This is a genomic window from Cupriavidus sp. 01T418 (assembly GCF_056398885.1).
In genome coordinates this window covers 49,456-76,321 of record NZ_JBFTQG010000031.1, presented here as the reverse complement: position 1 = coordinate 76,321, position 26,866 = coordinate 49,456, and the positions used below count along the sequence as shown (strand labels likewise).

Sequence of the window (26,866 nt, the reverse complement as noted above, 5' to 3'; positions counted from 1 at the left end):
GGTCATGAGCTCAACCCAATCGCCGGGGACCACCGCCCTGCGCCATCGCACCGTGTTGCTGGACGAGGCTGTCGAAGCCCTGGTCTGGCGGCCGGATGGCGTCTATGTGGACGGCACCTTCGGCAGAGGGGGGCACAGCCGGGCAATACTGGCCCGGCTGGACCCGGCCGGGGCCCTGGTGGCCTTCGACAAGGATCCGGCAGCAATCGCAGAGGCGGGCACCATCGAGGATGCCCGCTTCTCCATTGAGCACACCAGCTTCGCCGAGATGTCGGAGCGCATGGCTGGGCGCGGCAAGGTAGCCGGGATACTGCTTGACCTGGGCATCAGCTCGCCGCAGATCGACGACGCGGAGCGGGGGTTTTCTTTTCGCTTCGAGGGACCGCTGGACATGCGCATGGACACCACCCGCGGCGTGACGGCCGCGCAGTGGCTGGCGCAAGCGGACGAGCAAGACATCGCAAGGGTGATACGGGACTATGGGGAAGAACGGTTTGCTGTACAGATTGCAAAGGCGGTTGTTGCTCGCAGGAGCGAACCCGGCCATGGCGGACCTCTCACTACGACTGCCGAGCTTGCCGCGCTCGTGGCGAAAACCGTCAAAACACGCGAGAAGGGTCAGGACCCTGCGACCCGCACCTTTCAGGCTCTACGGATTCACGTCAATCAAGAGCTTGCGGACCTCGAAAGCGGCCTGAGCGCCGCTTACGACTTGTTGCAGGCAGGAGGGCGGCTGGTGGTCATCAGCTTTCACTCGCTTGAGGACCGCATCGTCAAGCGGTTCATGCAGGCGCACGCCCGTCCGCAGCAGAACGCCGATCCTGCCATGCGTCGCGCGCCCCTTCGCGCGGACCAGTTGCCGCAGCCCACGCTGAAGCTGCTCGGCCGGATCAAGCCGGGCGCCGAAGAGATCGCCGCCAACCCGCGCGCGCGCTCGGCGGTGATGCGCGTGGCCGAGAAGCTGCCTGCCGTATTCACCACACAGGCGGGCCGCGCATGAACCGCCTGACCTTCTTCCTGCTGGCTGCCCTGATGCTGTGCGCGCTCTCGCTGGTGAGCGCGCAGCACCAGGCCCGCACCCTGTTTGTCGCCCACGAGCGCGCGCAGGCGGAAGAAAAGCAGCTCGACATGGACTGGTCGCGCCTGCAGTACCAGCAGAGCGCGCTTGGCAAGAGCGCACGCATTGCCGAAGCGGCGCGCACGCAGCTGAAGATGACGCCGGTGCTTGCCGGCAGGACCCAATATCTGGCAGGCGTGGTGTTCGATACGCAGCCCGCCAGCGCGCCCGCGGCCGCCGCGCCGCAGGGGAGCAAGCCATGACCATCTCCCGCCCCTCGCAAAACGCCCGGCGCGGCAGTCCGTCGCGCCCGCGCACCGGCCAGTTTGCCGCCAGCCCCGTGCTTGGCCTGCGCCTGCCGATGTGGCGCTCCAAGCTGGTGGTGTTCATGATGTTCGCCGCCTTCGTTGCGCTCGCCGGCCGCGCGCTGTGGATCCAGGGCCCGGGCAACCAGTTCTATGAAGCCGAAGGCAAGAAGCGCTTCCAGCGCACCCTTGATCTGCCGGCAACGCGCGGCAAGATTCTCGACCGCAACGGCCTGGTGCTGGCTACCAGCCTCCCGGTGAAGGCCATCTGGGCGGTCCCCGAAGACGTGCCCGACGAAATCGATGCGGACAAGATCCGCCAGTTGAGCAAGCTGCTCGACATGAGCGACAAGGAACTGCGCCGCAAGTTTACGGAAGACAAGAGCTTCGTCTACCTGAAGCGCCAGGTGTTGCCGGACGTCGCGGACAAGATCGCCGCGCTCAAGATYGAAGGCATCCACCAGACCCGCGAGTACAAGCGTTTCTACCCGGAAGGCGAGGCGATGGCGCATATCGTCGGCTTTACCAACGTGGAAGACCGCGGCCAGGAGGGCGTGGAGCTGGCGCGCGAAGCCGTGCTGGCCGGCAAGTCCGGCGCGCGCCAGGTGATCAAGGACCGCCTCGGCCGCGTGGTGGAGGATGTGGGCATCCTCAAGACGCCGCGCGACGGCGAGGACCAGCAGCTCTCGATCGACGCCAAGATCCAGTACCTGGCCTACAACGAGGTCAAGGCCATCGTCGAGCGCAGCAAGGCCAAGGCGGCCAGCGCCGTGGTGCTCGACGCGCAGACCGGCGAGGTGCTGGCGCTGGCCAACTGGCCGACCTACAACCCCAACGACCGCTCCCGCCTGTCGGGCGAGCAGCTGCGTAACCGGGTACTGACCGATACCTTTGAGCCGGGCTCGATGATGAAGCCGATCACGATCGGCCTGGCGTTGCAGCTCAAGCGCGTGACGCCGTCGACGGTATTTGCCACTGCCGGCAAATTCAACTACGAAGGCGCCACCATCAGCGACACCCACAACTACGGGGCGTTGACGGTTGCCGGCATCATCCAGAAGTCGAGCAACATCGGTACGACCAAGATCGCGATGCTGCTCAAGCCGCAGGAAATGTGGGATATGTATATGAGCGTGGGCTTGGGGCAGGCGCCCAAGATCGGCTTCCCCGGCGCCGTGGCCGGACGGGTGCGCCCGTTCAAGAGCTGGCGGCCCATCGAGCAGGCGACCATGTCCTATGGCTACGGCCTGTCCGTGTCGCTGTTCCAGATCGCCCATGCCTACACCATCTTCGCCCATGACGGCGAAATGATTCCGGTCACCATGTTCCGCAACCGGGGGCAAGTCACTGGCGAGCGCGTGCTGTCGCCCGAGGTGGCGCGCCAGGTGCGCGCCATGCTCGAGACCGTGACGGCGCCTGGCGGCACCGCGCCCGAGGCCCAGGTGATGGGCTACCGGGTGGGCGGCAAGACCGGCACCGCTTACAAGCACGTTGGCCGCGGCTACGACCGCAGCAAGTATCGCGCTTCCTTCATCGGCCTGGCGCCGATGTCGAATCCGCGCGTGATCGTGGCCGTCAGCGTGGACGAACCTACCTCCGGCAGCCATTACGGCGGTGCCGCAGCGGGTCCGGCCTTTGCCGCGATTACCGGCGGCGCGCTGCGCGCGCTCAACGTGCAGCCGGACTCGCCGATCCGGCAGCTGGTGGTGAGCGACAAGGTGCAGGAAAGCGAACCGTGGAGCGCGACCCAATGAGCCGGAACCTGCTCCCCCTCGAAGTGGCCGCGCAGGCCGGCGATGCGCTGGCGTGGCTGCGCCAGCACGCGCCTGCCGGCGCCAGGCTGACCGGCGACACGCGCCGGTTGACCCAGGGCGATGTCTTCCTCGCTTATGTGCTCGGCAACCAGCGCCTGTCGACCGATGCGCGCCCCCACATTGCCCAGGCCATCGCCCGCGGCGCCAGCGCCATTGTCTACGAGGCCGATGGGTTTGCCTGGCCGCACGCCGAAGCCGTGCCGCACCTTGGCGTGTCCGGCCTGCACCAGCTCGCCGGCCCGATCGCCGCGGGCTGGTACGGCAACGGCGCGCGCGACCTCGCGGTGACCGGCATCACCGGCACCAACGGCAAGACTTCGTGCAGCCAGTGGCTGGCGCGCGCGCTGCAGGTGGCCGGCAAGCGCTGCGCCACCATCGGCACGCTCGGCACCGGATTCCCGGACGCGCTCACGGCGACCGGTTTCACCACGCCCGACGCGGTCCAGCTGCAGGACAGCCTGGCGGAGCTGAACGCCGCCGGCGCGCGCGCCGTGGCGATGGAAGTGTCCTCGCACGGGCTCGAGCAGGGCCGGGTGGCCGGCACGCACTTCGCGGTGGCGGTGCTGACCAACCTGACCCAGGACCATCTCGACTACCACGGCACCATGGCCGAGTACGAGGCGGCCAAGGCCTTGCTGTTCCAGTGGCCCGGCCTGCGTGCCGCCGTGATCAACCGTGACGATGCCATGGGCAGGCGGCTGCTGACGGGCGCGCTGGCGGCCGGGCAGGTGATCGAATACGGCATCGACGGCGACAGCGCCGCAAGCCGCAAGGGCGGCCAGTGGTTGCGCGCCACCGGTGTGCGCGCCACGGCTGCCGGAACCGCCTTCCATGTCGACGGCAGCTTCGGCAGCGCCGAGGTCGCCACGCCGATGATCGGCGAGTTCAATGTCAGCAACCTGCTCGCCGTGCTCGGCGCGGTGCTCGCCAACGGCGTCGAGTGGGCTGCGGCCATCGACGCGCTGCGCACGCTCAAGCCGGTCGATGGCCGCATGGAACTGTTCGGCGGCAGCCATGGCGGCCAGGACGGGCCGCTGGCCGTGGTCGATTACGCCCACACGCCGGACGCGCTGGAAAAGACCCTGGCCGCGCTGCGCCCCGTGGCGCAGGCGCGCAAGGGACGCCTGTGGTGCGTGTTCGGCTGCGGCGGCGACCGCGATCCGATCAAGCGGCCGCTGATGGGCGCGGTCGCCGAGCGCCTTGCCGACGAGATCGTGCTGACCAGCGACAACCCGCGCAGCGAAGACCCGCAGGACATTCTCAACGCCATCGCCGACGGTATCGACGACCGCGGCCATACCCACCTGATCGAGGATCGCGCCGCCGCCATCCTTTACGCCATCAAGCACGCCACCGCGGCCGACGTGGTGCTGGTGGCCGGCAAGGGGCACGAAGCCACCCAGGAGGTGCATGGCCGCAAGCGTCCGTTCTCCGACCGCGAGCATGTGCGGCTGACGCTGGGTACGCGTGGGGTGTCGGCATGACCCAATTCACCATGACCGATTTGCAGCAAGCCGCCGGCTGGATCGCCGGCGCGCGTATTTCCGGGCCGGATGGCGCGGCCGGCCGTGCTTTCTCGCGCGTGCTCACCGACAGCCGCACGGTCCAGCCCGGCGACCTCTTTGTCGCGCTCAAGGGCGAGCGCTTCGATGCGCATGACTTCCTGGCCGATGTGGTGGCGCGTGGCGCCGCCGCGGTCGTGGTGGAGCGGGCGCCCGATGCCGGGCTTGGCATTCCCGCCATCGTGGTGCCCGATACGCGCCTGGCGCTGGGCCAGCTGGCCGCCGGCTGGCGCCGCGGTTTCAGCCTGCCCGCGGTCGCGGTGACGGGCAGCAACGGCAAGACCACGGTCAAGGAAATGATCGCGGCGATCTTCGCCGCGGCGGTAGGGGAGGGCGCCCGGCTCGCCACCGGCGGCAACCTGAACAACGATATCGGCCTGCCGCTGACCGTGCTCCGCTTGCGCCGCGCGCACCGGCTGGCCGTGCTCGAACTGGGCATGAACCACCCGGGCGAGACGGTTTACCTGGCTGGCATCGCCCAGCCCACCGTGGCCGTGGTGACCAATGCCCAGCGCGAGCACCAGGAGTTCATGGTGAGCGTCGAGGCCGTGGCGCACGAGCACGCGGCGGCCATCGCGGCATTGCCCGCCGACGGCGTGGCGGTGTTTCCGCTCGACGCCGAGGGCGGCGGCGCGCATGCCGGCATCTGGCGGCAGGCCGCCGGCCAGCGCCGCGTGCTGTCGTTCGGCCTGGATGCGAGCGCCGATGTCGGCGCCGACGTGCATTTGGAGGATGGCGTTCAAGTGATGCAGGTACGCGCGCCCGGCACCGCGTTCGAGGTCCGCTTGTCGGTGCTTGGCGCCCACAACGTGCGCAACGCGCTGGCGGCGGTCGCCTGTGCGCTGGGCGCCGGCGTGGGCGTTGAGGCAATCCAGGCGGGACTGGCCGGGTTTGCCGCCGTCAAGGGACGGCTGCAGGTCAAGCACGCAGCCGGCGGCACGCTGGTGATCGACGACAGCTACAACGCCAACCCGGATTCGGTGCGCGCGGCCATCGACGTATTGGCCGGGTTTGCCGCGCCGCGCCTGCTGGTGCTGGGCGATATGGGCGAAGTGGGCGACCAGGGGCCGGCCTTCCATGCGGAGATCGGCGCCTACGCGAACGCGCGCGGCATCGAGGCGCTATGGGCAACCGGCCAGGCCGTGGCGGATGCGGTGAAGGCATTCGGTGCGCGGGGCCGGCATTTCGAGCGTGCAGAAGACCTCGCCCAGGCGTTGGTGGAAGACAAGGACGGTGCCGTGGCGGCAGCCAGCGCGGTACTGGTGAAGGGATCGCGGTTCATGCGGATGGAACGGATGGTCGATGCGCTGGTCGCAAACACTCCCCCGCACTAATCGTCACTGGCAGTTATTACCAGTCATTTACCAGTCATTTACGCAATCAATCTGATAGCCCGGCACCGCCGGGCGGTTGTCGAAAGGAATACGGAAACACGATGTTATTGGCTCTGGCCCAGTGGCTGCAAAACGACTACAGCTTCCTGCGGGTCTTCAACTACCTGACCTTCCGCGCGGTGATGGCCAACCTCACCGCGCTTTTGATCGGGCTCGGCCTTGGGCCCTGGGTGATTCGCAAGCTGACCGAACTCAAGATCGGCCAGGCGGTGCGCACCATCGGCCCGCAGTCGCATCTGGTCAAGGCCGGCACGCCCACCATGGGCGGCGTGCTGGTGCTGGTGTCGATCGCCATCTCCACGTTGCTGTGGTGTGACTGGGGCAACCGCTTTATCTGGGTCGTGATGCTGGTGACCTTTGGCTACGGCGCGATCGGCTGGGTGGACGACTACCGCAAGGTGGTCTATCGCGATCCGCGCGGCATGTCGAGCCGCGAGAAGTTTTTCTGGCAGACCCTGATCGGCCTGGTGGCCGCGGTCTACCTGGCGTTTTCGGTGTCGGAAAGCAGCAATGTGCGGGTGTGGGACCTGTTCCTGGGCTGGGTCGAAGGCGGTCTGTCGCTCGACATGCCGTACAAGTCCAACCTGATCGTGCCTTTCTTCAAGGAAGTGAGCTATCCGCTGGGCGTGGCCGGTTTTATCGTGCTGACCTACCTGGTGATCGTGGGTTCGAGCAACGCGGTGAACCTGACCGACGGCCTGGACGGGTTGGTGATCATGCCCGTGGTGCTGGTCGGCAGCGGACTGGGCGTGTTTGCCTATGTGATGGGGAGTTCGGTCTACAGCAAGTACCTGCTGTTCCCGCACATCCCCGGGGCTGGCGAGTTGTTGATTTTCTGTTCGGCGCTGGCGGGGGCGGGCCTGGCCTTCCTCTGGTTCAACGCCCACCCGGCCCAGGTCTTCATGGGCGACGTCGGCGCGCTGGCGCTGGGCGGCGCGCTGGGCACGGTGGCGGTGATCGTGCGCCAGGAGATCGTGCTGTTCGTGATGGGCGGCATCTTCGTGGTGGAAACGCTGTCGGTGATGCTGCAGGTGAGCTGGTTCAAGATTACCAAGCGGCGCTATGGCCAGGGCAGGCGGTTGTTCAAGATGGCGCCGCTGCATCACCACTTTGAATTGTCGGGCTGGAAGGAAACGCAGGTGACGGTGCGCTTCTGGATCATCACCATGTTGCTGGTGCTCATTGGGCTGTCGTCGCTCAAGTTGCGCTGATCCGGCGCAACGCTATATCTATCAACGCAGAAACAGAAAGGGCGGGAATCGAAGTGTTTGGCGAGTTGCAAAAACCTCATGTGCTGGTACTGGGTCTCGGCGAATCGGGCCTGGCGATGGCGCGCTGGTGCGGCCAGTATGGCGCGCTCGTGCGCGTTGCCGACACGCGCGAGGCCCCTGCCAACCTGGTCTTCCTGCAAGCCGAACTGCCTTCGGCCGAATTTCATGGCGGTCCCTTCACGCAAGCACTGCTGGACGGCATCGAACTGGTGACCATCAGCCCCGGCCTGTCGCCACTGGAAGGCGCGACCGCAGCGCTGCTGGCCACGGCACGCGAGCGCGGGATTCCAGTATGGGGCGAGATCGAGCTGTTCGCGCGTGCGCTGGCGCACCTCCAGGCCGAGTCGGGCTATGCACCCAGGCTGCTGGCTATCACCGGCACCAACGGCAAGACCACCACCACCGCGCTGACCGGCCGCCTGGTGGAGCGCGCCGGCAAGAGCGTGGCGGTGGCGGGCAATATCAGCCCGTCGGCGCTGGACAAGCTGGCCGCCTGCATCGCGTCGGCCACGCTGCCCGAGGTATGGGTGCTGGAGCTGTCGAGCTTCCAGCTGGAAACCACGCACACGCTGGCGCCGCATGCCGCCACGGTGCTCAATATCTCCCAGGACCATCTCGACTGGCACGGCGGCATGGAAGCCTACGCCGCAGCCAAGGCCCGTGTCTTCGGTCCGGCCCCGGCGCCGGGCGAGGCCGGCTGCGTGCAGATCCTGAACCGCAACGACAGCCTGACCCTGGGCATGGCACGCCCTGGCACCGCGCCGGTGACCTTCGGCACCGACCTGCCCGAAGTGCCGGGCAGCTTCGGCGTGCTGCGCGAGGGCGGCATGCCGTGGCTGGTGGTGGCGGAGCCCGATAGCGAAGCCGAGGGCGAGAACAAGCCGCGCCGCCGCAAGGCCGCCGCCGAGGAAGCCGAAGCAGTGCCGGTGCGCCACAAGCGCCTGATGCCGGCCGACGCGCTGCATATCCGCGGCATGCACAACGCCGCCAACGCCATGGCTGCGATGGCGCTGTGCCGCGCCATCGACCTGCCGCTCAATGCCTTGCTGCATGGCCTGCGCGAATACCGCGGCGAACCGCACCGGGTGGAGTGGGTCGCCACGATTGATGATGTCGAGTTCTTCGACGACAGCAAGGGCACCAATGTGGGCGCCACCGTGGCCGCGCTGTCCGGGCTGGACAAGCGCGTGGTGCTGATCGCAGGCGGCGAAGGCAAGGGGCAGGATTTCTCGCCGCTGGCCGCGCCGGTGGCGCAGTACGCGCGCGCCGTGGTGCTGATCGGCAAGGATGCCGGCGAGCTGCGCCGCGCGCTGCAGGATGCCGGCGTCACGCTGGTCGACGCGGCCACGCTGGAGCAGGCAGTCACCCTCGCCGCCAGTGCGGCGCAGGGCGGCGACGCGGTGCTGATGTCGCCGGCCTGTGCCAGCCTCGACATGTTCCGTAACTATGTGCACCGCGCCGAAGTCTTTCGCGCCGCGGTGGAAGAACTGGCGATGTCCCGGGGGATCGTGCCATGAGCGACGGACAGGTCAAGCGCAGCGGCTTTATCGGCGCGACCATCGGCAACGCCTGGGGCGGATTGCGCGATGCGGTGTCCGGCGTCAAGCCGACGCGCTCGCGCATGATGGAGTACGACCAGCCGCTGCTGTGGGTGGCGATCGTGCTGCTCGCGCTTGGCCTGGTGATGGTGTTCTCGGCCTCGATCGCGCTGCCTGACTCGCCGCGCTACGCCAACTACCGCGAAAGCCACTTCCTCGCACGGCACGCGTTCGCGCTGTTCATCGGACTGTCCATGGGCTTGCTGGCGTTCCAGATCCCGGTCAAGTTCTGGGACAAGTACGCGCCCAAGCTGTTCGTGATCGCGCTGGTGATGCTGATCGTCGTGCTGGTGCCCTTCGTCGGCAAGGGCGTGAACGGCGCGCGGCGCTGGATTCCGCTCGGCATCATGAACTTCCAGCCGTCCGAGTTCATGAAGCTGGCGGTGGTGCTGTACACCGCCAACTACACCGTGCGCAAGCAGGAGTGGATGCAGAACGTGGGCAAGGGCTTCCTGCCGATGGGCGTGGCCGTGGTGGTGGTGGGCATGCTGCTGCTGCTGGAGCCCGACATGGGCGCCTTCCTGGTGGTGGCCACGGTGGCCATGGGCATCCTGTTCCTGGGTGGCATCAACGGCAAGCTGTTCGCCGGCCTGGTCGGCGTGGCGGTGGGCGCCTTCGCGCTGCTGATCACGGCGTCGCCATGGCGGCGCGAGCGGATCTTTGCCTATCTCAACCCGTGGGAAGAGAGCAATGCGCTCGGCAAGGCGTACCAGCTCACGCATTCGCTGATCGCCTTCGGGCGCGGCGAGTGGACCGGGGTCGGGCTGGGCGGCAGTATCGAGAAACTGCACTACCTGCCCGAAGCCCATACCGACTTCATCCTCGCCGTGATTGGCGAGGAATTCGGCTTCGTGGGCGTGCTGGTGGTGATCGTGCTGTTCTACTGGATGGTGCGCCGCGCCTTCGAGATCGGCCGCACCGCCTTGCAGCTCGACCGCACCTTTGCCGGCCTGGTGGCCAAGGGCGTCGGCATCTGGATCGGCTGGCAGACCTTTATCAATATGGGCGTGAACCTGGGCCTGCTGCCCACCAAGGGGCTGACACTGCCGCTGGTGAGCTACGGCGGCTCGGGCATTTTCATGAACTGCGTGGGCCTGGCGATCCTGCTGCGTATCGACTATGAGAATCGCGTGATGATGCGCGGAGGGAAGGTATGACCGCACCGCGCACCTTGCTCGTGATGGCTGGCGGCACCGGGGGGCACGTCTTCCCCGGGCTGGCGGTCGCGCGCGCATTGCGCGAGCAGGGCTGGCGTGTCGTGTGGCTTGGCAACCGGACCGGCATGGAAGCCACGCTGGTGCCCAAGTACGACATCCCGATGGAGTTCATCCAGTTCGGCGGCCTGCGCGGCAAGGGTCCGCTGACCAAGCTGCTGCTGCCGCTGAACCTGCTGCGCGCCTTCTGGCAGAGCCTGCAGGCGCTGCGCCGGGTGCGGCCCGACGTGGTGCTGGGCATGGGCGGCTATATCACCTTCCCCGCCGGCATGATGGCCTCGCTGCTGGGCCGGCCGCTGGTGCTGCACGAGCAGAACTCGATTGCCGGGCTGGCCAACAAGGTGCTGGCCAAGGTCGCGGACCGGGTGCTGTGCGCCTTCCCGAACGCACTGCCGGACAGCGAGTGGACCGGCAACCCGGTGCGCGACGAAGTCGCGCGGATGCTGGCGCCCGAGCAGCGCTACGACAGCCGCAGCGGGCCGTTGCGGCTGCTGGTGGTGGGTGGCAGCCTGGGCGCGGCAGCGCTCAACGACGTCGTGCCCAAGGCGCTGGCGCTGTTGCCGGAGGGCGAGCGCCCGCTTGTCAGGCACCAGGCCGGCGCCAGGCAGATCGACACGCTGCGCGCCAACTACCAGGCCGCCGGCGTCACGGCGGAAGCATTGCCCTTTATCGACGACATGGCAGCGGCCTACGCTGAGGCGGATCTAGTGATCTGCCGCGCGGGCGCGATGACCGTGTCGGAGGTGGCGGCGGCAGGCGTGGCGGCACTGTTCGTGCCGTTCCCGCATGCGGTCGATGACCACCAGACCACCAATGCGAAATTCCTGTCGAGCCAGGACGCCGCCTTGCTGGTCCAACAGAACGATCTGACCGCGAGCGGGTTGGCGCAGACGCTGGCCTCGCTATCGCGGACCCGACTCAAAGAGATGGCGCATCAGGCGCGCGGTCTGGCCAAGCCGGAAGCTACCCGGCGCGTGGCGGAGATCTGCAGCCAGATGGCCAGGGATTGATACAACGGATTCATGAAGCACATCGTCAAGAACATCCACTTCGTAGGCATCGGCGGCGCCGGCATGAGCGGCATCGCCGAGGTCCTGTTGAACCAGGGCTATAAGGTCACTGGGTCCGACGTGGGCAGCAATGCCGCCACGCGCCGCCTGGCGTCGCTGGGCGCGACCGTGATGCACGGCCACGACGCCGCCAATATCAACGGCGCCAACGCGGTGGTGGTGTCCACCGCGGTTGGCAACGACAACCCCGAGGTTCTGGCCGCGCGCGCCAAGCGCATCCCGGTGGTGCCGCGCGCGGTGATGCTGGCCGAGCTGATGCGCCTGAAGCAGGGCGTGGCCATCGCCGGCACCCATGGCAAGACCACCACCACCAGCCTGGTGGCGTCGGTGCTGGCCGAAGGCGGGCTCGATCCCACCTTCGTGATCGGCGGCCGGTTGAATTCGGCAGGCGCCAACGCGCGCCTGGGCACGGGCGACTTCATCGTGGCCGAGGCCGACGAGTCGGATGCCTCGTTCCTGAACCTGTTCCCGGTGATCGAGGTCATTACCAACATCGATGCCGACCACATGGACACCTACGGGCACGATTTCGCCCGGCTCAAGCAGGCGTTCGTGGAATTCACCCAGCGCCTGCCGTTCTACGGTATCGCGGTGCTGTGCGCGGATGACCCCAACGTGCGCGAGATCATGCCCTTCGTGTCCAAGCCGATCGTGCGCTACGGCTTTGCCGAGGACGCCCAGATTCGCGCGGTCAATGCGCGTGCGGTCGACGGCCAGATGCACTTCACCGTGCTGCGCCAGCTCAACGGCCATGCCGAGGCGCCGCTGGACGTGGTGCTGAACCTGCCCGGCATGCACAACGTCCAGAACGCGCTGGCAGCGATCGCCATTGCGACCGAGCTGGAAGTGCCCGACGCCGCCATCGTCAAGGCGCTGCGCGAGTTCCACGGGGTGGGACGCCGCTTCCAGCGCTATGGCGAAGTGGCCTGCGTCAGCACCGATGCGCAGGGCGAGACGAAGACCGAAGGCACCTTCACGCTGGTCGACGACTACGGCCATCACCCGGTCGAGATGGCGGCAACGCTGGCCGCGGCGCGCGGCGCGTTCCCCGGGCGCCGGCTGGTGCTGGCGTTCCAGCCGCACCGCTTTACCCGCACGCGGGATTGCTTCGAGGATTTCATCAAGGTGCTGGGCACCGTGGATGCGCTGTTGCTGGCCGAGGTCTATGCCGCCGGCGAAGCCCCGATCGTGGCCGCCGACGGCCGCGCGCTGACCCGCGCGCTGCGCGTGGCAGGCAAGGTTGAACCCGTTTTTGTGGAGCAGATCGACGACATGCCGCAGGCTATCCTGAATGCCGCCCGGCCCGGCGACGTGGTGGTGACAATGGGGGCCGGCACGATCGGCACCGTGCCCGGACAACTGGTTTCGCAACAGGCTGGGGGTCAGGCATGAGCTTCGTCGCCCATCCCAATATCGATCCCAAATCGCTCGGCAAGGTCGGCGTGCTGCTCGGCGGCCGTTCCGCCGAGCGCGAGATCTCGCTGCTGTCGGGCAATGGCGTGCTGTCTGCGCTGCGCTCGCGCGGCGTCGATGCCCATGCCTTCGATCCGGGCCTGCAGTCGGTGGCCGAACTGGCCACGGCCGGCTTCGATCGCGTCTTTATCGCCCTGCACGGCCGCTACGGCGAGGACGGCACCATCCAGGGCCTGCTGGAACAACTGGGCGTGCCCTACACCGGCAGCGGCGTGCTGGCTTCCGCGCTGGCGATGGACAAGCAGGCCACCAAGCGCCTGTGGATGACCCACGGGCTGCCCACGCCGCGCTTTGCGATGCTGCATGCCGATACCGATTTCGACGCCGTCGCCGCCGACCTGGGCCTGCCGCTCATCGTCAAGCCGGCGCGCGAGGGTTCGTCGATCGGCCTGAGCAAGGTGACCGAAGCGGGCCAGATACGTGCCGCCTTCGAAAAGGCCGCGGCGCTGGACAACGACGTCATCGCCGAGACGTTCATCGACGGCGCGGAGCTGACCTGCCCGATCGTGGGGGAGGGCGCCAGTGCCGAGGCACTGCCGGTGATCCGCATCGTCGCGCCCGGCGCCAATTACGACTATCAAAACAAGTACTTTACTGACGATACCCAATATCTGTGCCCGTCGGGCCTGCCGGACGAAGTGGAAGCCGAAGTCCGGCGCCTGGCGGTGCAATCCTTCCGCGTGCTCGGTTGCCGCGGCTGGGCGCGCGCCGATGTGATGCTGGACGCGCACGGCAAGTCTTTCCTGCTCGAGATGAATACGTCGCCCGGCATGACCGGTCATTCGCTGGTGCCGATGGCGGCGCGCGCGGTGGGCATCAGCTACGAGGATTTCGTCATGCAGGTGACCGCGGCCGCCACGCTGGACCTGCATCCCAGCGAAGCCTGGAAACCCGATTGAGCACTGAACCAGCATGGAACAGACACTGAAACCCGACAGACCGGAACCGGAACACGGCTAAGCCATGTGGCACAACACTCGCCTGCTCAACCTCATCGCCTCCACGCTCTACGCGCTGGTGGTGGTGATGGCGTTCGCGGCCGGCCTGCTATGGCTGGCGCAGCGGCCGGTGTTCGCCATCACGCACGTCCAGGTGGCGGCGATGGAAGGCGGCTCCCTGCGACATGTCAATGCGCCGAGCGTTCGCGCCAACGCGCTGGGCAAGCTCTCGGGCAGCTTTTTCACGCTCGATCTCAACGAGGCGCGGCAGATCTTCGAGTCGGTGCCCTGGGTGCGCCGCGCCAGCGTCCGGCGTGAATGGCCCAACGGGCTGGCGGTCGAGGTCGAGGAGCACGAAGCGCTCGGTACGTGGGGCAATGCCGACAGTGGGCGCCTGATCAACACGTATGGCGAAGTTTTCGTCGCCAATCCGGCGGAAGCCGAGGAAGATGCCCAGTTGCTCGCGCTCGACGGCCCACCGGACAGCGAAGGCGACGTGGTGGACAAGCTGGAGACCATGCGCGAATGGTTCAAGCCGCTCAAGGTCGAGCCGCTGGCGGTCACGCTGTCGTCGCGCTATGCGTGGCGCGCGAAATTGTCCAACGGCATGGTGGTGGAGCTTGGGCGCGAACAGAACGACGAGGAGCGCGACGCCATGGTACAGCGCGTCAAGCGCTTCGTCGTGGCCTGGCCCCAGGTCACCGAGCAGTGGGGCAAGCAGATCGAATACGCGGACCTGCGCTACCCCAACGGGTTCGCCATCCGCGCGGCCAACGTGCGGTTCCTGACCGATGCCCAGGCAGCGGCGGCCGCCAAGGCGAAGGCCGCCGGGACCAGCACCAGTACAAGCACCAGCACCAGCACCAGCACAACTACCAGTACCAATCCGATTAACAAACCGACGCGACTCAAGAGCAAGAACGCGGAGAAAAACCGATGAGCAAGGAATACAAGGACCTACTGGTCGGTCTCGATATCGGCACTTCCAAGGTGGCCGCGGTCGTGGCGGAGTTGCGCCCCGACGGCAGCTATGAAGTGATCGGGATGGGCCAGTCAGAGTCCAAGGGTCTGAAGAAAGGGGTCGTGGTCAATATCGAGGCCACCGTGCAGTCCATCCAGCGTGCGCTGGAAGAGGCTGAACTGATGGCCGATTGCAAGATTTCCGAGGTGTTCACCGGCATTGCCGGCAGCCATATCCGCAGCTTCAATTCCAGCGGCATGGTGGCGATCAAGGACAAGGAGGTCACCCAGACCGACGTGGCCCGGGTGATCGAGACTGCCAAGGCGGTCAATATCCCGACCGACCAGCAGATCCTGCACATCCTCACGCAGGAATTTATCATCGACGGCCAGGAAGACGTGCGCGAGCCGATCGGGATGAGCGGCATCCGGCTGGAAGTGAAGGTGCACATCGTCACCGGTGCGGTCAGCGCGGCGCAGAACATCGTCAAGTGCGTGCGCCGATGCGGGCTGGAGGTGCACGACCTGATCCTGCAGCCGCTGGCGTCGAGCCTGGCAGTGCTGACCGAGGACGAGAGGGAACTCGGCGTGGTGCTGGTCGACATCGGCGGCGGCACCACCGATATCGCTATCTTCAGCGAAGGCGCGATCCGGCATACGGCCGTGATCCCCATCGCCGGCGACCAGATCACCAACGACATCGCCATGGCGCTGCGCACGCCCACGCCCGATGCCGAGGACGTCAAGATCCAGTACGGCATTGCCAAGCAGGCCATCGCCGATCCGGACGACATGATCGAGGTTCCCGGCGTGGGCGACCGCGGCACGCGCTCGCTATCGCGCCAGGCGCTGGCGGCGGTGATCGAGCCGCGTATCGAGGAGTTGTACTCGCTGGTGCACCAGGTGGTGCGCGAGTCGGGCTACGAAGAATTGCTGTCGTCCGGTGTCGTGATTACCGGCGGCACGGCGATGATGCCGGGCATGGTGGAACTGGGCGAGGACATCTTCCTCAAACCGGTTCGGGTCGGCGTGCCGGAATATCGCGGAAATTTGCATGAAGTAGTCAAGAGTCCGCGCTATTCGACCGTAATGGGACTGCTGCTCGAAGGTCGCGTGCAACGCATGCGAGGCCGCAAGGTCGCGGTGCAGAGCGGCTCGGTCAAGCAGGTGTGGACGCGCATGAAGGAATGGTTCGTCGGCAATTTCTGAGCTTGCCGGCGTTTGGTTTGCACTTGAGTGAAAGGCGGCCTGTCCACGTCATTGCGGACGGGCCGTTAAACAGGCAGTTTTCTTTTGATGGTTTCTTGTTCAGTAACCAAGGGTTGCGGCGGGGAGGCTGCAGCGTTTGGCGGCTGATACTTCTTGGAGGCAGTGATGGACTTTGACATGATCGAGACGGAGTTGCAGGACGGCACCATCATCAAGGTGATTGGCGTGGGCGGCGCGGGCGGTAACGCTGTGCAGCACATGATCAGCCGTGGCGTGCAAGGGGTCGAATTTATCTGCATGAACACCGATGCGCAGGCGCTCAAGCGCTCCAGTGCCTCGCGTGTGCTGCAGCTCGGCAACACTGGCCTGGGCGCCGGCGCCAAGCCGGAGGTGGGCCGTAACTGCGCAGAGCAGGCGCGCGAGCAGATCGCCGACTCGCTGCGCGGTGCGCACATGGTCTTCATCACTGCCGGCATGGGCGGCGGCACCGGTACCGGCGCCGCTCCCATCGTGGCCCAGGTTGCCAAGGAAATGGGCATCCTGACCGTGGGCGTGGTCAGCAAGCCCTTCGAGTTCGAAGGCGCGCGCCGCGCCAAGGTGGCGGAAGCCGGCTCGGGCGAGCTGGAGTCCTGCGTCGATTCGCTGATCGTGGTGCTCAACGAGAAGCTGTTCGAAGTGATGGGCGACGACGCCGAGATGGACAAGTGCTTCCAGTGCGCCGACGACGTGCTGCACAACGCGGTTGCCGGTATCGCCGAGATCATCAATGTCGATGGCCTGGTGAACGTCGACTTCGAAGACGTGAAGACGGTCATGGGCGAGCAGGGCAAGGCCATGATGGGCACGGCCACMGTGTCGGGCGTGGACCGCGCCCGCCTGGCGGCCGAGCAGGCTGTTGCCAGCCCGCTGCTGGAGGGTGTGGACCTGTCGGGTGCGCGCGGMGTGCTGGTCAACATCACGGCCAGCCGTTCGCTCAAGCTGTCGGAAACCAAGGAAGTCATGAACACCATCCGCAGCTATGCCGCGGAAGATGCCACCGTGATCTTCGGCACGGTGTATGACGACGCCATGGGCGACGCGCTGCGCGTGACGGTGGTGGCCACGGGCCTGGGCCGCTCGGCCAAGAAGCAACAGCCGATGACCCTGCTCAAGACCGGTACCGACAACATGCCGGTGCAGATGATGGGCAACATGACCAACAACGTCGGCCACGGTCACGGTCACGGCCACGGCCACGGCCACAGCAACGCGCCCGACTACAGCAACCTGGACACGCCGGCGGTATGGCGCAGCTCGCGCGAGTCTGCATCGGCTCACGTGGCGGCGCTGCAGGAAAAGGGTGTGGATACGTACGACATCCCGGCCTTCCTGCGCAAGCAGGCGGACTGAGTTGGCTCGGCAGGGTGTGGGCAAGGCCGGCCGCAGTCAGGCCGCGACCCCGGACCAGCGAAACACGCTAGCGCTCCCTATCCGCTCGTGTTGCGCCCCGGTGGTGGCGGACTGACCCGCTCGGTCATGCCGCACCCGCGCTGACGCTCTCAGGTCGCATCCCGTCGCCGGGACAGGCGTGCCTCCGGCCGCCTCCCCGGACTGGTCTCCCGCCATCCCGGCCGGGATGTGCCGTCGTCCGCGCGCCGATCGCAAGATCGGTGCGCGGATCCATTTTGAAAAAGCAGCGTCGCCCGGAGCCCTTGAGGTCTTGAGGTCTTGAGGTCTTGAGGTCTTGAGGTCTTGAGGTCTTGAGGCCTTGAGGCCTTGAGCCTGGTGCCGTAAAGGCCGCCTCCACCCGCCAGTCTCCCGGTCATGTCGGACAATTTCGACGATGTATTCGGGCGGTGTCCGGCTTGGGCACCCGCGGTGGGCGCACTATGATGCTAAACAGGGTTTTTGCCGAGACAGGAAGACACAGCATGATCGCCATTGGAGCGCGTGTGCCCGACGCCACGCTGAACGAATTTTTTGAAGTGGAAGCCGGCGGCTGCACCCTCGGGCCCAATGCCTTCTCGGTTGCCGAACTCGCGCGTGGCCGCAAGATCGTGGTGTTTGGCCTGCCGGGCGCCTTCACCCCTACCTGCTCCGCCAGGCATGTGCCGGGCTATGTGGCGCAGGCCGAGGCGCTGCGCGCGGCCGGCGTCGACGAGGTCTGGTGCGTGTCGGTGAACGACGCCTTTGTCATGGGCGCCTGGGGCCGCGAGCAGAACACCGCCGGCAAGGTGCGGATGATGGCCGATGGCAGCGCCGAGTGGACGCGCCGGCTGGGCCTGGAGCAAGACCTGACCGGGCGCGGCATGGGCGTACGCTCCAAGCGCTACGCCATGGTGCTCGACGATGGCGTGGTCACCCACCTGTGGCTCGAAGCGCCTGGCGAATTCAAGGTCAGCAGTGCTGAAGCGGTACTGGCGGCGTTGCGCGCTTAATACGGGAATGTGTCATCGGTACACTTCCAAGTGATTTTCTTGTCGCTTATTTCGCTTTATTTCCTGGGAATAACACACCGAAACAAAGTGATGCAGCGCACCAAACGTAGTGGTGGTAAAATCGCTGTATTAGAAAGTGCATTCGATAGATTTTAATAATGGCTGAGATCGTTATGCTCAAACAGCGCACCATCAAATCCCTGGTCAAGACCGTTGGCATAGGCTTGCACTCGGGTCGTAAAGTGACGCTGACGCTGCGCCCGGCCCCGGTAGATACCGGCATCGTATTCACCCGCGTCGACCTGCCCGAAGCGGTCGAGATCCGCGCGGACACGCTAGCCATTGGCGACACGCGTCTGGCGTCGGTCCTGCAGAAGGATGGCGCGCGCGTGTCGACCGTGGAACATTTGATGTCCGCCTGCGCGGGTCTTGGCATCGACAACCTGTACGTGGATGTCGACGCCGAGGAAATCCCGATCATGGACGGCAGCGCCGCGTCCTTCGTCTTCCTGCTGCAGTCCGCCGAAATCGAGCAGCAATCCGGGCCCAAGCGTTTTATCCGCGTGAAAAAGGCCGTGGAAGTCCGCGAAGCCGACAAGCTGGCGCGTCTGGAGCCTTATTTCGGCTTCAAGCTGGCTTTCACCATCGATTTCCGCCATCCGGCGGTGGACAAGACCGGCCAGACATTCTCCATCGATTTTGCCGACACCAGCTACGTGCGCGAGATTGCCCGCGCCCGGACTTTCGGCTTCGCCCATGAAGTCGAGGCGTTGCGGGAGATGGGGCTGGCACGCGGCGGCAGCCTGGATAACGCCATCGTGCTCGACGAGCACCGGATGCTGAACAACGAGGAGCTGCGCTATGGCGACGAGTTCGTCCGCCACAAGATCCTCGATGCGATCGGTGACCTGTATGTGGTCGGGCATCCGTTGATTGGCGCCTATATCGCCAACAAGTCCGGGCACGGGCTGAACAACCAGCTGTTGCGGGCCTTGCTGGCGGACCAGGAAGCGTACGAGATAGTGACGTTCGACCGCGTCGAGGATGCGCCCCCGGCGTTCCTGCCGCAGTTGCAGCCGGCGTTCGCCTGACGCTGGAGGGCAGTCCGGGGCCACGCTGCCGGCCCCAAATGAAAGCCGGCCCGCAGGCCGGCTTTTTTGCGTCGGGGAGGCGCGCGTGGACAGGGAGGTTCGCCCTTAGCGGTGGTGCGACAACAGCGTATTCAGGGCATCGCGCAACGGCGACTCGGGCAGTTCCTGGGCCAGCTGGGTCAGGCTGGACAAGCCGGTGGCCGACATCCGGGCCACCTTGGGCTTGACCAACGGCCCGGTGTCCCAGTCACTCTGCCGGCCGACCTCGGGTTGTACCCTCACGCGGATTGCGGTAATCTGCGACCCTCGCTGTTGCAGCCTGGAAAGTAGTGTAGGCACCACTTGTCGAACGCGTGCCGCTGCCGCGCCATGGGCTGCAAGCAACAGCAAGGTTCGCTCCGATTGGCCTTGGCCGATCCCGCGGGCGTCCTGCTTGACACCAGCGACAGCAATGCCGTCCTGCAGTCCGCGTGGCAGGAGGGACAGCACTTCAGCTTCCAGTACCGCCAGTTCCCGCGCCGTCTGCATCAGGGCCGAGACCGGGCCGGCTTTGTCCAGCCAGTCATTGAGCGGCTTGGCTGCGGCCGTCTGGAGGGCGTAATGGGTAAACATGCGCATGCGCGCATTCTAGCGTGCCGCTGGCGTCAGCGCGGCGGCTTATGCGCCTCGGCTGCATTGCCGGTGCCGTGCCAGCGAAGGAGTTGCATCCTGCAGATCATCGTGCTTCATCCGCGCCTGCCGCGCGTGCGCCATTTCACCTTGTCACGCGGGAAGGTCTTCGCCTGCATCGTGCTGCTGTGCCTGCTTGTCGCGCTGGTCTCGTCGGCGCTGACCTGGATCGCGGCGCGCTCAGGCCTTGGTGCGCCGCAGCAGGCGCCGGACGGCGATGCCTACCTGCGCGCCAACCTCAATGTCCTGGCCGCGCGCGTGGGCGAGATCCAGGCCCGCATGGTGCGGCTGGACGCGCTTGGCGAGCGGGTTTCGGGGCTTGCCGGCATCGCACCGAAGGAATTCAACTTCCAGCAACCGCCCGGCCGTGGCGGCCTCGCGCCCGCGGCGCAGTCGCACACCTCGAGCCTGACGGAGCTGCAGCTCGCGCTGGCCAGGCTGTCGGAACAGGCCGAGCGGCATGCGGACTATTTCGATGTGGTGGCCAGCACCCTGCTGGATCGCCGGATCGAGGATCGCCGCATTCCGCGCGTGCTGCCGGTCGCGGCCGGCTATGATGCGTCGGGCTTCGGCTGGCGCTTCGATCCCTTTACCGGGCGCCGCACACTGCATGAGGGCGTCGATTTCGCCGCGCCCGCCGGCACTCCGATCGTCGCGGCGGCCGGCGGCGTGGTGGTGGCGGCGGAGTGGCATCCCGAGTATGGCAACCTGATCGACATCGATCACGGCAATGGTCTCAAGACGCGCTACGCGCACGCTTCCAGGATGCTGGTGAAGCCTGGCGACCTCGTCAAGGCCGGCCAGCAGGTCGCGCTAGTGGGCTCCACGGGGCGCTCCACCGGCGCGCATCTGCATTTCGAGGTGCATGTGGACGGCACCCCGCAGAATCCCGATCGCTTCCTGGCGGTGGCTAAAGCGGCACCGGCGCAGGCAGCCGTGGCGTCAATGCCGACTGATCGCACCGCCATCCGTTGAAGTACCGGGGCTCGCCCCGATGTGGAAGGACTGGATGCGCGGGCTGCCTGCGGACAGGGGGTGCGATATTTCGCCCGCCGCTTGGTTCCGGTCGTGACCCGCGCGCATGATAAACTCGGCGTTTTGCGCCAATCTTCCTATTTCCTCGCGCGGTCCGCCCTGGGCAGCCGGCCAAGCCGGCCGCCAAGCCGCCTAGTGCGTACCACGGCGGCGTACCACTTGCGTAGGTGAAAGCAATCGATGATCACGGGCCTTCTCAAGAAAGTCTTCGGCAGCCGTAATGAACGGCTGATCAAACAATATGGCAGGGCAGTCGCGCAGATCAATGCGCTGGAGCCGAAGTTCGAGGCACTTTCGGATGACGACCTGCGCGGCATGACCGAGGTCTTCCGGCAGCGCCATGCCGCCGGGGAGTCGCTCGAGGCCTTGCTGCCCGATGCCTTCGCGGTGTGCCGCGAGGCCAGCAAGCGGGTCATGAAGATGCGCCATTTCGACGTCCAGCTGATCGGCGCCATGGTGCTCAACGACAACAAGATCGCCGAAATGCGCACCGGCGAGGGCAAGACCCTCACCGCGACGCTGGCGGTGTACCTCAATGCCATCACCGGCAAGGGCGTGCACGTTGTTACCGTGAACGACTACCTGGCCCAGCGCGATGCCGAGTGGATGGGGCGCCTGTACAACTTCCTCGGCCTGTCGGTCGGCGTGAACCTGTCGCAGATGCCGCATGACCAGAAGGCAGCGGCCTACGCGGCCGACATCACCTACGGCACCAACAACGAGTTCGGTTTCGATTACCTGCGCGACAACATGGTCTACGACCCTGGCCAGCGCGTGCAACGGCCGCTGAACTACGCCATCGTCGACGAGGTGGACTCGATCCTGATCGACGAGGCGCGCACCCCGCTGATCATCTCGGGCCAGGCGGAGAACCACACCGACCTGTACCAGCGCATGAACGGCGTGCCCAAGCTGCTCGATCGCCAGATCGGCGAGGAAAAGGCAGACGGCACCGGTGTCGAGAAGCCCGGCGACTACTACGTGGACGAAAAGGGCCATCAGGTCTACCTGACCGAAGCGGGCCACGAGAAGGCCGAGGAAATCCTGGTGCAGCAAGGCCTGATCGGCGAGGGCGAATCGCTCTACGCGCCGCAGAACATCACGCTGATGCACCACCTGTACGCCGCCCTGCGCGCGCACAGCCTGTTCCATCGCGACCAGCACTACGTGGTGCAGAATGACGAAGTCGTGATCGTCGACGAATTCACCGGCCGCCTGATGACGGGCCGCCGCTGGTCCGATGGCCTGCATCAGGCAGTGGAAGCCAAGGAAGGCGTGACCGTCCAGCAGGAAAACCAGACACTGGCCACGATCACCTTCCAGAACTACTTCCGCATGTACGAGAAGCTGTCCGGCATGACCGGCACGGCCGATACGGAAGCCTACGAGTTCCAGGAAATCTACGGCCTCGAAGTGGTGGTGATCCCCACCAACCGCGGCGCCCAGCGCAAGGACTTCCAGGACCAGATCTACAAGACCTCGACCGAGCGCTACGATGCCGTGGTGCGCGATATCCGCGACTGCTACGACCGCGGGCAGCCGGTGCTGGTGGGCACGACCTCGATCGAGACCTCGGAATACCTGTCCGACCTGCTGAACAAGGCCACGCTGCCGCACCAGGTGCTCAACGCCAAGCAGCACGCGCGCGAAGCCGAGATCGTGGCGCAGGCGGGCCGGCCCAAGATGATCACCATCGCCACCAATATGGCGGGCCGTGGTACCGACATCGTGCTGGGCGGCAATGTGGAGAAGCAGGCGGGCTTCATCGAAGCCGACGAAAGCCTTTCCGACGCCGACAAGGCCGCGCGCATCGGCCAGCTCGAGGGCGAATGGCAATCGCTGCACGAGCAGGTCAAGGCCGCCGGCGGCCTGCATATCGTGGGCACCGAGCGCCATGAGTCGCGTCGTATCGACAACCAGCTGCGCGGTCGTGCCGGCCGCCAGGGCGATCCGGGCTCGTCCCGCTTCTACCTGTCGCTGGACGACCAGCTGCTGCGCATCTTTGCCGGCGACCGCGTGCGCGCCATCATGGAGCGCCTGAAGATGCCGGAAGGCGAGCCAATCGAGGCGGGCATCGTCACGCGCTCGATCGAATCCGCCCAGCGCAAGGTCGAAGGCCGCAACTTCGACATCCGCAAGCAACTGCTGCAGTACGACGACGTCGCCAACGACCAGCGCAAGGAAATCTACAAGCTGCGCAACGAAGTGCTCGAGTCGCAGGACGTCGGCGAACTGGTGAAGAACCTGCGCGAGAGCGTGCTGGTCGAGACGTTCCGCGACCACGTGCCGGCCGACACCATGGAAGAGCAGTGGGACATCGCCGGCCTGGAGGCCAAGCTGCGCGAGGAATGGTCGCTGGAAGTGCCGCTGGCCACGACCATCGAGGCCGCCCAGAGCATCGAGGACGAAGAACTGCTGAACCTGATCCTCCGTGCCGCCGACGAGCGATACGACGGCAAGGTCAACCAGGTCGGCCGCGAATCCTTCGCCGGCTTCGAGCGCTCGGTGATGCTGCAAAGCATCGACACCCACTGGCGCGAACACCTGGCGGCGCTGGACCACCTGCGCCAGGGCATTCACCTGCGTGGCTATGCGCAGAAGGATCCCAAGCAGGAATACAAGCGTGAATCGTTCGAACTGTTCGCCCGCCTGCTCGACGTGATCAAGGTCGAGGTCACGCGCGTGATCTTCAACGTGCAGATCCAGTCGCCGGAAGAGCTCGAACAGGCTTCGGAGCAGATCGAGGAAGGCCTGTCGCATCTGGCCAACGTGCAGTACAAGCACGACGAGTTCGCCGAGGCCACGCAGGTGGCGGAGGGCGTCGGCAGCACCGCGCCCGAACGCGCCGGCGTCGCCTACGCCGCGGCGGCAGAAGCCGCCGGCATGGCCAAGGTGGGGCGCAACGATCCCTGCCCATGCGGCTCCGGCAAGAAGTTCAAGCAGTGCCACGGCAAGCTCAGCTAAGCCGCGCACCGTGAAATCAGCCAACATGCCCGCGCAAGCGGGCATGTTCGTCAGGGGAGGCGCACCATGCACCATCCGCCGCCGCCTGGCCTTGGTAAAAGCAGCAAGAACAGAAATACCAGCAACGTCGAACACGTAGAGGAACGCACATGGCCGTCAACCTGCCCCTGCCGCTGGCAGAGAACCTGAAACCTGTCGCCGGCGTCGAGCTCGGCTGGGCCGAAGCCGGTGTCCGCAAGGCCAACCGCAAGGACGTGCTGGTGGTGCGCCTTGCCGAAGGCAGCACCGTGGCTGGCGTGTTCACCCGCAACCGTTTCTGTGCCGCACCGGTGCAGGTTTGCCGCGAGCACCTGGCCGCGGGCAAGGGCATCCGGGCGATCGTGGTCAATACCGGCAATGCCAATGCAGGCACCGGCGAGCCGGGCCTGGCCAATGCGCGCGCCACTTGCGATGCGCTGGCCGCGCAGCTCGGCATCGCCGCCGAGCAGGTGCTGCCGTTCTCGACCGGCGTGATCCTCGAGCCGCTGCCGGTGGACCGCATCACCGCCGCGCTGCCAGCCGCGATTGCCAATGCCAGAACCGACAACTGGCTGGCAGCGGCGGAGTCGATCATGACCACCGATACGCAGCCCAAGGCCGCGTCGCGCACCCTGCAGATCGGCGGCAAGACCGTGACACTGTCCGGCATCAGCAAGGGTGCGGGCATGATCCGTCCCAATATGGCGACCATGCTGGGTTTTGTCGCCACCGATGCCACCGTGTCCCAGGATGTGGTGCAGGCGCTGGTGTCATACGCGGCGGACCGGTCCTTCAACAGCATCACCATCGACGGCGATACTTCGACCAACGACTCCTTCGTGCTGATTGCCAGCGGCCAGGCCGGCGCGCCGGCCATCACGCGTGCCGAGGGCGCCGACTTCGAGGCGCTGCGCGCCGCGCTGACCGACCTGTCGCAGGAACTCGCGCAGATGATCGTGCGCGATGGCGAGGGTGCCACCAAGCTGATGACCATCCAGGTCGAGGGCGGCAAGGACGTGGCCGAATGCCGCCTGATCGCCTACGCGGTGGCGCACTCGCCGCTGGTCAAGACCGCCTTCTACGCCTCGGACCCCAACCTGGGCCGTATCCTGGCGGCGGTGGGCTATGCCGGCGTGGACGATCTCGAGGTCGAGCATGTCAATTTGTGGCTGGACGATGTTTTGGTCGCGCGCGACGGCGGCCGCAACCCCGAGTATCGTGAGGAAGACGGCCAGCGCGTGATGAAGCAGGCCGAGATCACCGTGCGCATTGCGCTCGGCCGCGGCGACGCCACCGCCACGGTGTGGACCTGCGACCTGTCGCACGACTACGTTTCGATCAACGCGGACTACCGTTCGTAAGCACTGCCGAGCGCCCGCCGTGCCCACGTGCGCGGCAGGCGTGCCGTACCCCCGCCAACGATCCGCCATCCCCCCAAGCCGCCATGTCAGACCTTGCTGCCCGCCTCGACAATTTCCTCGCCCGCCTTGAACAATGGCTGCCGCCTCAGCTGACCGAGTCCGACTGGGAGCAGGCGGTCGCCTTCCGCTGGCGCAAGCGGCAGAGCCTGTTCGGCAATATCGGCTACCTGCAGGCGATCCGCCAGCTGCCGCCGATCCATCTGGACGACCTGAAGAACATCGAGCGCCAGAAGAGCGCCATCGTCGCCAATACACGCCAGTTCGTGCAGCGCCTGCCGGCCAACAACGTGCTGCTGACCGGTGCGCGCGGTACCGGCAAGTCCTCGCTGATCAAGGCCTGCCTCAACGCCTTCGTCAAGGATGGCCTGCGGCTGGTGGAAGTCGACAAGGACGAACTCGGCGACCTGGGCGATATCGTCGAGCAGTTGTCGGGGCGTCCCGAGCGCTTCGCCATCTTCTGCGACGACCTGTCGTTCGAAGAAGGCGAGTCGGGCTACAAGTCGCTGAAGTCGGCGCTGGACGGCTCGGTGGCGGCGCAGTCGGATAATGTGCTGATCTACGCCACCTCCAATCGCCGCCACCTGTTGCCCGAGTACATGAAGGACAACGAGACCTACCGGCACACCGACGATGGCGAGATCCATCCCGGCGAGGTGGTGGAAGAGAAAATCTCGCTGTCCGAGCGCTTCGGGCTGTGGCTGTCGTTCTATCCGCCCAAGCAGGACGAGTACCTGGCCATCGTCGGCCACTGGCTCGGCCATTTCGGCTGCAGCGCCGAAGACATCGCCGCGGCACGCGGCGATGCGCTGGTATGGGCGCTGGAGCGCGGCTCGCGCTCGGGCCGGGTGGCCTGGCAATTCGCCCGCGACTGGGGCGGCAAGCATGGCAAGCCGTACCTTGCCTCGGCGCAGGACGGCCAGGCATGAGCGAGGCGCTGCAAACCACCGAAGCCGCCACGCCGCCGCGCAAGGTGACCGAGGTTGCCGTGGGTGTGATGGTGCTGGCCGACGGCCGCTTCCTGCTGGCCCAGCGGCCTGCCGGCAAGCCCTACGAAGGCTACTGGGAATTCCCTGGCGGCAAGCTGGAGCCGGGCGAGTCGGTGGAGGAAGCGCTGGGGCGCGAGCTGCACGAGGAACTCGGCATCGAGGTGGGCGCATGCGTGCGCTGGCACGTGCTGGAACATGATTACCCGCATGCCTATGTGCGCCTGCATTTCTGCAAGGTCACGGCGTGGAAGGGCGAACTGGTCGGCCGCGAGGGCCAGGCCTTCTCGTGGCAATCGGCGCCGGTGGACGTGGGCCCCCTGCTGCCCGCCACCATCCCCGTGTTGGACTGGCTGGCCGCCGAGAGCGGCGCTGCCTGAGCTTGCGGGGCCATGACGGCCCC

General features: G+C 66.4%; 22 protein-coding genes. 21 read left to right on the top strand and 1 reads right to left on the bottom strand.

The genetic code is table 11. The features are described from left to right. The first annotated feature begins 4 nt into the window (after nt 1–4). From rsmH to lpxC, 16 genes are all read left to right on the top strand, one after another. A complete protein-coding gene (rsmH, locus tag AC1DQ3_RS25020) occupies nt 5–1,000 on the top strand; it encodes a 16S rRNA (cytosine(1402)-N(4))-methyltransferase RsmH (RefSeq protein WP_477122843.1) in 996 nt (331 codons plus the stop codon). Next, nucleotides 997–1,320 carry a cell division protein FtsL gene (ftsL, locus tag AC1DQ3_RS25015; protein ID WP_477122842.1) on the top strand — a complete coding sequence of 108 codons (324 nt, stop codon included), beginning with the start codon at nt 997–999 and terminating at the stop codon, nt 1,318–1,320. Before rsmH ends, ftsL begins: the two co-directional genes overlap by 4 nt. After that, nucleotides 1,317–3,116, top strand: a complete 1,800-nt coding sequence (locus tag AC1DQ3_RS25010) for a peptidoglycan D,D-transpeptidase FtsI family protein (RefSeq protein WP_477122841.1) — start codon at nt 1,317–1,319, stop codon at nt 3,114–3,116. Before ftsL ends, AC1DQ3_RS25010 begins: the two co-directional genes overlap by 4 nt. Further along, nucleotides 3,113–4,660, top strand: a complete 1,548-nt coding sequence (locus AC1DQ3_RS25005; RefSeq protein ID WP_477122840.1) for a UDP-N-acetylmuramoyl-L-alanyl-D-glutamate--2,6-diaminopimelate ligase — start codon at nt 3,113–3,115, stop codon at nt 4,658–4,660. The genes AC1DQ3_RS25010 and AC1DQ3_RS25005 overlap by 4 nt, the downstream gene beginning before the upstream one ends. Beyond that, a complete protein-coding gene (locus AC1DQ3_RS25000; RefSeq protein ID WP_477122839.1) occupies nt 4,657–6,072 on the top strand; it encodes a UDP-N-acetylmuramoyl-tripeptide--D-alanyl-D-alanine ligase in 1,416 nt (471 codons plus the stop codon). The genes AC1DQ3_RS25005 and AC1DQ3_RS25000 overlap by 4 nt, the downstream gene beginning before the upstream one ends. 101 nt (nt 6,073–6,173) lie before the next feature. Continuing rightward, nucleotides 6,174–7,343 (top strand): phospho-N-acetylmuramoyl-pentapeptide-transferase, encoded by a 1,170-nt coding sequence (gene mraY / locus AC1DQ3_RS24995; RefSeq protein WP_477122838.1) that lies wholly within the window; start codon nt 6,174–6,176, stop codon nt 7,341–7,343. 53 nt (nt 7,344–7,396) lie between these two features. Next, nucleotides 7,397–8,920 (top strand): UDP-N-acetylmuramoyl-L-alanine--D-glutamate ligase, encoded by a 1,524-nt coding sequence (murD, locus tag AC1DQ3_RS24990; RefSeq protein WP_477122837.1) that lies wholly within the window; start codon nt 7,397–7,399, stop codon nt 8,918–8,920. Then, nucleotides 8,917–10,158: a putative lipid II flippase FtsW gene (gene ftsW, locus AC1DQ3_RS24985; protein ID WP_477122836.1), complete on the top strand. Its 1,242-nt coding sequence runs from the start codon at nt 8,917–8,919 to the stop codon at nt 10,156–10,158. The genes murD and ftsW overlap by 4 nt, the downstream gene beginning before the upstream one ends. Beyond that, a complete protein-coding gene (gene murG / locus AC1DQ3_RS24980; protein WP_477122835.1) occupies nt 10,155–11,225 on the top strand; it encodes an undecaprenyldiphospho-muramoylpentapeptide beta-N-acetylglucosaminyltransferase in 1,071 nt (356 codons plus the stop codon). Before ftsW ends, murG begins: the two co-directional genes overlap by 4 nt. A 12-nt stretch (nt 11,226–11,237) precedes the next feature. Further along, nucleotides 11,238–12,677 (top strand): UDP-N-acetylmuramate--L-alanine ligase, encoded by a 1,440-nt coding sequence (gene murC, locus AC1DQ3_RS24975; protein WP_477122834.1) that lies wholly within the window; start codon nt 11,238–11,240, stop codon nt 12,675–12,677. Then, a complete protein-coding gene (locus AC1DQ3_RS24970; RefSeq protein ID WP_477122833.1) occupies nt 12,674–13,657 on the top strand; it encodes a D-alanine--D-alanine ligase in 984 nt (327 codons plus the stop codon). Before murC ends, AC1DQ3_RS24970 begins: the two co-directional genes overlap by 4 nt. A 64-nt stretch (nt 13,658–13,721) precedes the next feature. Further along, on the top strand, nt 13,722–14,636 hold the full coding sequence (locus AC1DQ3_RS24965) for a cell division protein FtsQ/DivIB (RefSeq protein ID WP_477122832.1): 915 nt from the start codon (nt 13,722–13,724) through the stop codon (nt 14,634–14,636). Further along, on the top strand, nt 14,633–15,865 hold the full coding sequence (gene ftsA / locus AC1DQ3_RS24960; RefSeq protein ID WP_477122831.1) for a cell division protein FtsA: 1,233 nt from the start codon (nt 14,633–14,635) through the stop codon (nt 15,863–15,865). The genes AC1DQ3_RS24965 and ftsA overlap by 4 nt, the downstream gene beginning before the upstream one ends. A 165-nt stretch (nt 15,866–16,030) precedes the next feature. After that, complete coding sequence (ftsZ, locus tag AC1DQ3_RS24955; RefSeq protein ID WP_477122830.1) at nt 16,031–17,254, top strand: cell division protein FtsZ; 1,224 nt, start codon at nt 16,031–16,033, stop codon at nt 17,252–17,254. Nucleotides 17,255–17,775: 521 nt separating this feature from the next. Beyond that, nucleotides 17,776–18,282 (top strand): redoxin family protein, encoded by a 507-nt coding sequence (locus AC1DQ3_RS24950; protein ID WP_477122829.1) that lies wholly within the window; start codon nt 17,776–17,778, stop codon nt 18,280–18,282. A 173-nt stretch (nt 18,283–18,455) separates the two neighbouring features. Then, entirely contained in the window at nt 18,456–19,373 is a 918-nt protein-coding gene (lpxC, locus tag AC1DQ3_RS24945) for a UDP-3-O-acyl-N-acetylglucosamine deacetylase (protein WP_477122867.1), read from the top strand. Nucleotides 19,374–19,478: 105 nt separating this feature from the next. Here lpxC and AC1DQ3_RS24940 read toward each other — a convergent pair whose 3' ends face one another. After that, nucleotides 19,479–19,991: a hypothetical protein gene (locus AC1DQ3_RS24940; protein ID WP_477122828.1), complete on the bottom strand. Its 513-nt coding sequence runs from the start codon at nt 19,989–19,991 to the stop codon at nt 19,479–19,481. Between the two features lie 90 nt (nt 19,992–20,081). Between AC1DQ3_RS24940 and AC1DQ3_RS24935 the strand changes: the two genes are divergently transcribed. The 5 genes from AC1DQ3_RS24935 (at nt 20,082) to AC1DQ3_RS24915 (ending at nt 26,843) form a co-directional block, all read left to right on the top strand. Beyond that, entirely contained in the window at nt 20,082–21,017 is a 936-nt protein-coding gene (locus AC1DQ3_RS24935; RefSeq protein WP_477122866.1) for a M23 family metallopeptidase, read from the top strand. 240 nt (nt 21,018–21,257) lie between these two features. Beyond that, entirely contained in the window at nt 21,258–24,041 is a 2,784-nt protein-coding gene (gene secA, locus AC1DQ3_RS24930) for a preprotein translocase subunit SecA (protein WP_477122827.1), read from the top strand. A gap of 149 nt (nt 24,042–24,190) precedes the next feature. Then, entirely contained in the window at nt 24,191–25,420 is a 1,230-nt protein-coding gene (argJ, locus tag AC1DQ3_RS24925) for a bifunctional glutamate N-acetyltransferase/amino-acid acetyltransferase ArgJ (RefSeq protein ID WP_477122826.1), read from the top strand. 83 nt (nt 25,421–25,503) lie between these two features. Beyond that, on the top strand, nt 25,504–26,406 hold the full coding sequence (locus AC1DQ3_RS24920; protein ID WP_477122825.1) for an ATP-binding protein: 903 nt from the start codon (nt 25,504–25,506) through the stop codon (nt 26,404–26,406). Next, nucleotides 26,403–26,843: an NUDIX domain-containing protein gene (locus AC1DQ3_RS24915; RefSeq protein ID WP_477122824.1), complete on the top strand. Its 441-nt coding sequence runs from the start codon at nt 26,403–26,405 to the stop codon at nt 26,841–26,843. The genes AC1DQ3_RS24920 and AC1DQ3_RS24915 overlap by 4 nt, the downstream gene beginning before the upstream one ends. Nucleotides 26,844–26,866: the final 23 nt, after the last annotated feature.

Coding starts and splice junctions, on each gene's coding strand:
- rsmH (WP_477122843.1), top strand. CDS start 5: ATGAGCTCAACCCAATCGCCGGGGACCACCGCCCTGCGCCATCGCACC.
- ftsL (WP_477122842.1), top strand. CDS start 997: ATGAACCGCCTGACCTTCTTCCTGCTGGCTGCCCTGATGCTGTGCGCG.
- AC1DQ3_RS25005 (WP_477122840.1), top strand. CDS start 3,113: ATGAGCCGGAACCTGCTCCCCCTCGAAGTGGCCGCGCAGGCCGGCGAT.
- AC1DQ3_RS25000 (WP_477122839.1), top strand. CDS start 4,657: ATGACCCAATTCACCATGACCGATTTGCAGCAAGCCGCCGGCTGGATC.
- mraY (WP_477122838.1), top strand. CDS start 6,174: ATGTTATTGGCTCTGGCCCAGTGGCTGCAAAACGACTACAGCTTCCTG.
- ftsW (WP_477122836.1), top strand. CDS start 8,917: ATGAGCGACGGACAGGTCAAGCGCAGCGGCTTTATCGGCGCGACCATC.
- murG (WP_477122835.1), top strand. CDS start 10,155: ATGACCGCACCGCGCACCTTGCTCGTGATGGCTGGCGGCACCGGGGGG.
- murC (WP_477122834.1), top strand. CDS start 11,238: ATGAAGCACATCGTCAAGAACATCCACTTCGTAGGCATCGGCGGCGCC.
- AC1DQ3_RS24970 (WP_477122833.1), top strand. CDS start 12,674: ATGAGCTTCGTCGCCCATCCCAATATCGATCCCAAATCGCTCGGCAAG.
- AC1DQ3_RS24965 (WP_477122832.1), top strand. CDS start 13,722: ATGTGGCACAACACTCGCCTGCTCAACCTCATCGCCTCCACGCTCTAC.
- ftsA (WP_477122831.1), top strand. CDS start 14,633: ATGAGCAAGGAATACAAGGACCTACTGGTCGGTCTCGATATCGGCACT.
- AC1DQ3_RS24950 (WP_477122829.1), top strand. CDS start 17,776: ATGATCGCCATTGGAGCGCGTGTGCCCGACGCCACGCTGAACGAATTT.
- lpxC (WP_477122867.1), top strand. CDS start 18,456: ATGCTCAAACAGCGCACCATCAAATCCCTGGTCAAGACCGTTGGCATA.
- AC1DQ3_RS24940 (WP_477122828.1), bottom strand. CDS start 19,991: ATGCGCATGTTTACCCATTACGCCCTCCAGACGGCCGCAGCCAAGCCG.
- secA (WP_477122827.1), top strand. CDS start 21,258: ATGATCACGGGCCTTCTCAAGAAAGTCTTCGGCAGCCGTAATGAACGG.
- argJ (WP_477122826.1), top strand. CDS start 24,191: ATGGCCGTCAACCTGCCCCTGCCGCTGGCAGAGAACCTGAAACCTGTC.
- AC1DQ3_RS24920 (WP_477122825.1), top strand. CDS start 25,504: ATGTCAGACCTTGCTGCCCGCCTCGACAATTTCCTCGCCCGCCTTGAA.
- AC1DQ3_RS24915 (WP_477122824.1), top strand. CDS start 26,403: ATGAGCGAGGCGCTGCAAACCACCGAAGCCGCCACGCCGCCGCGCAAG.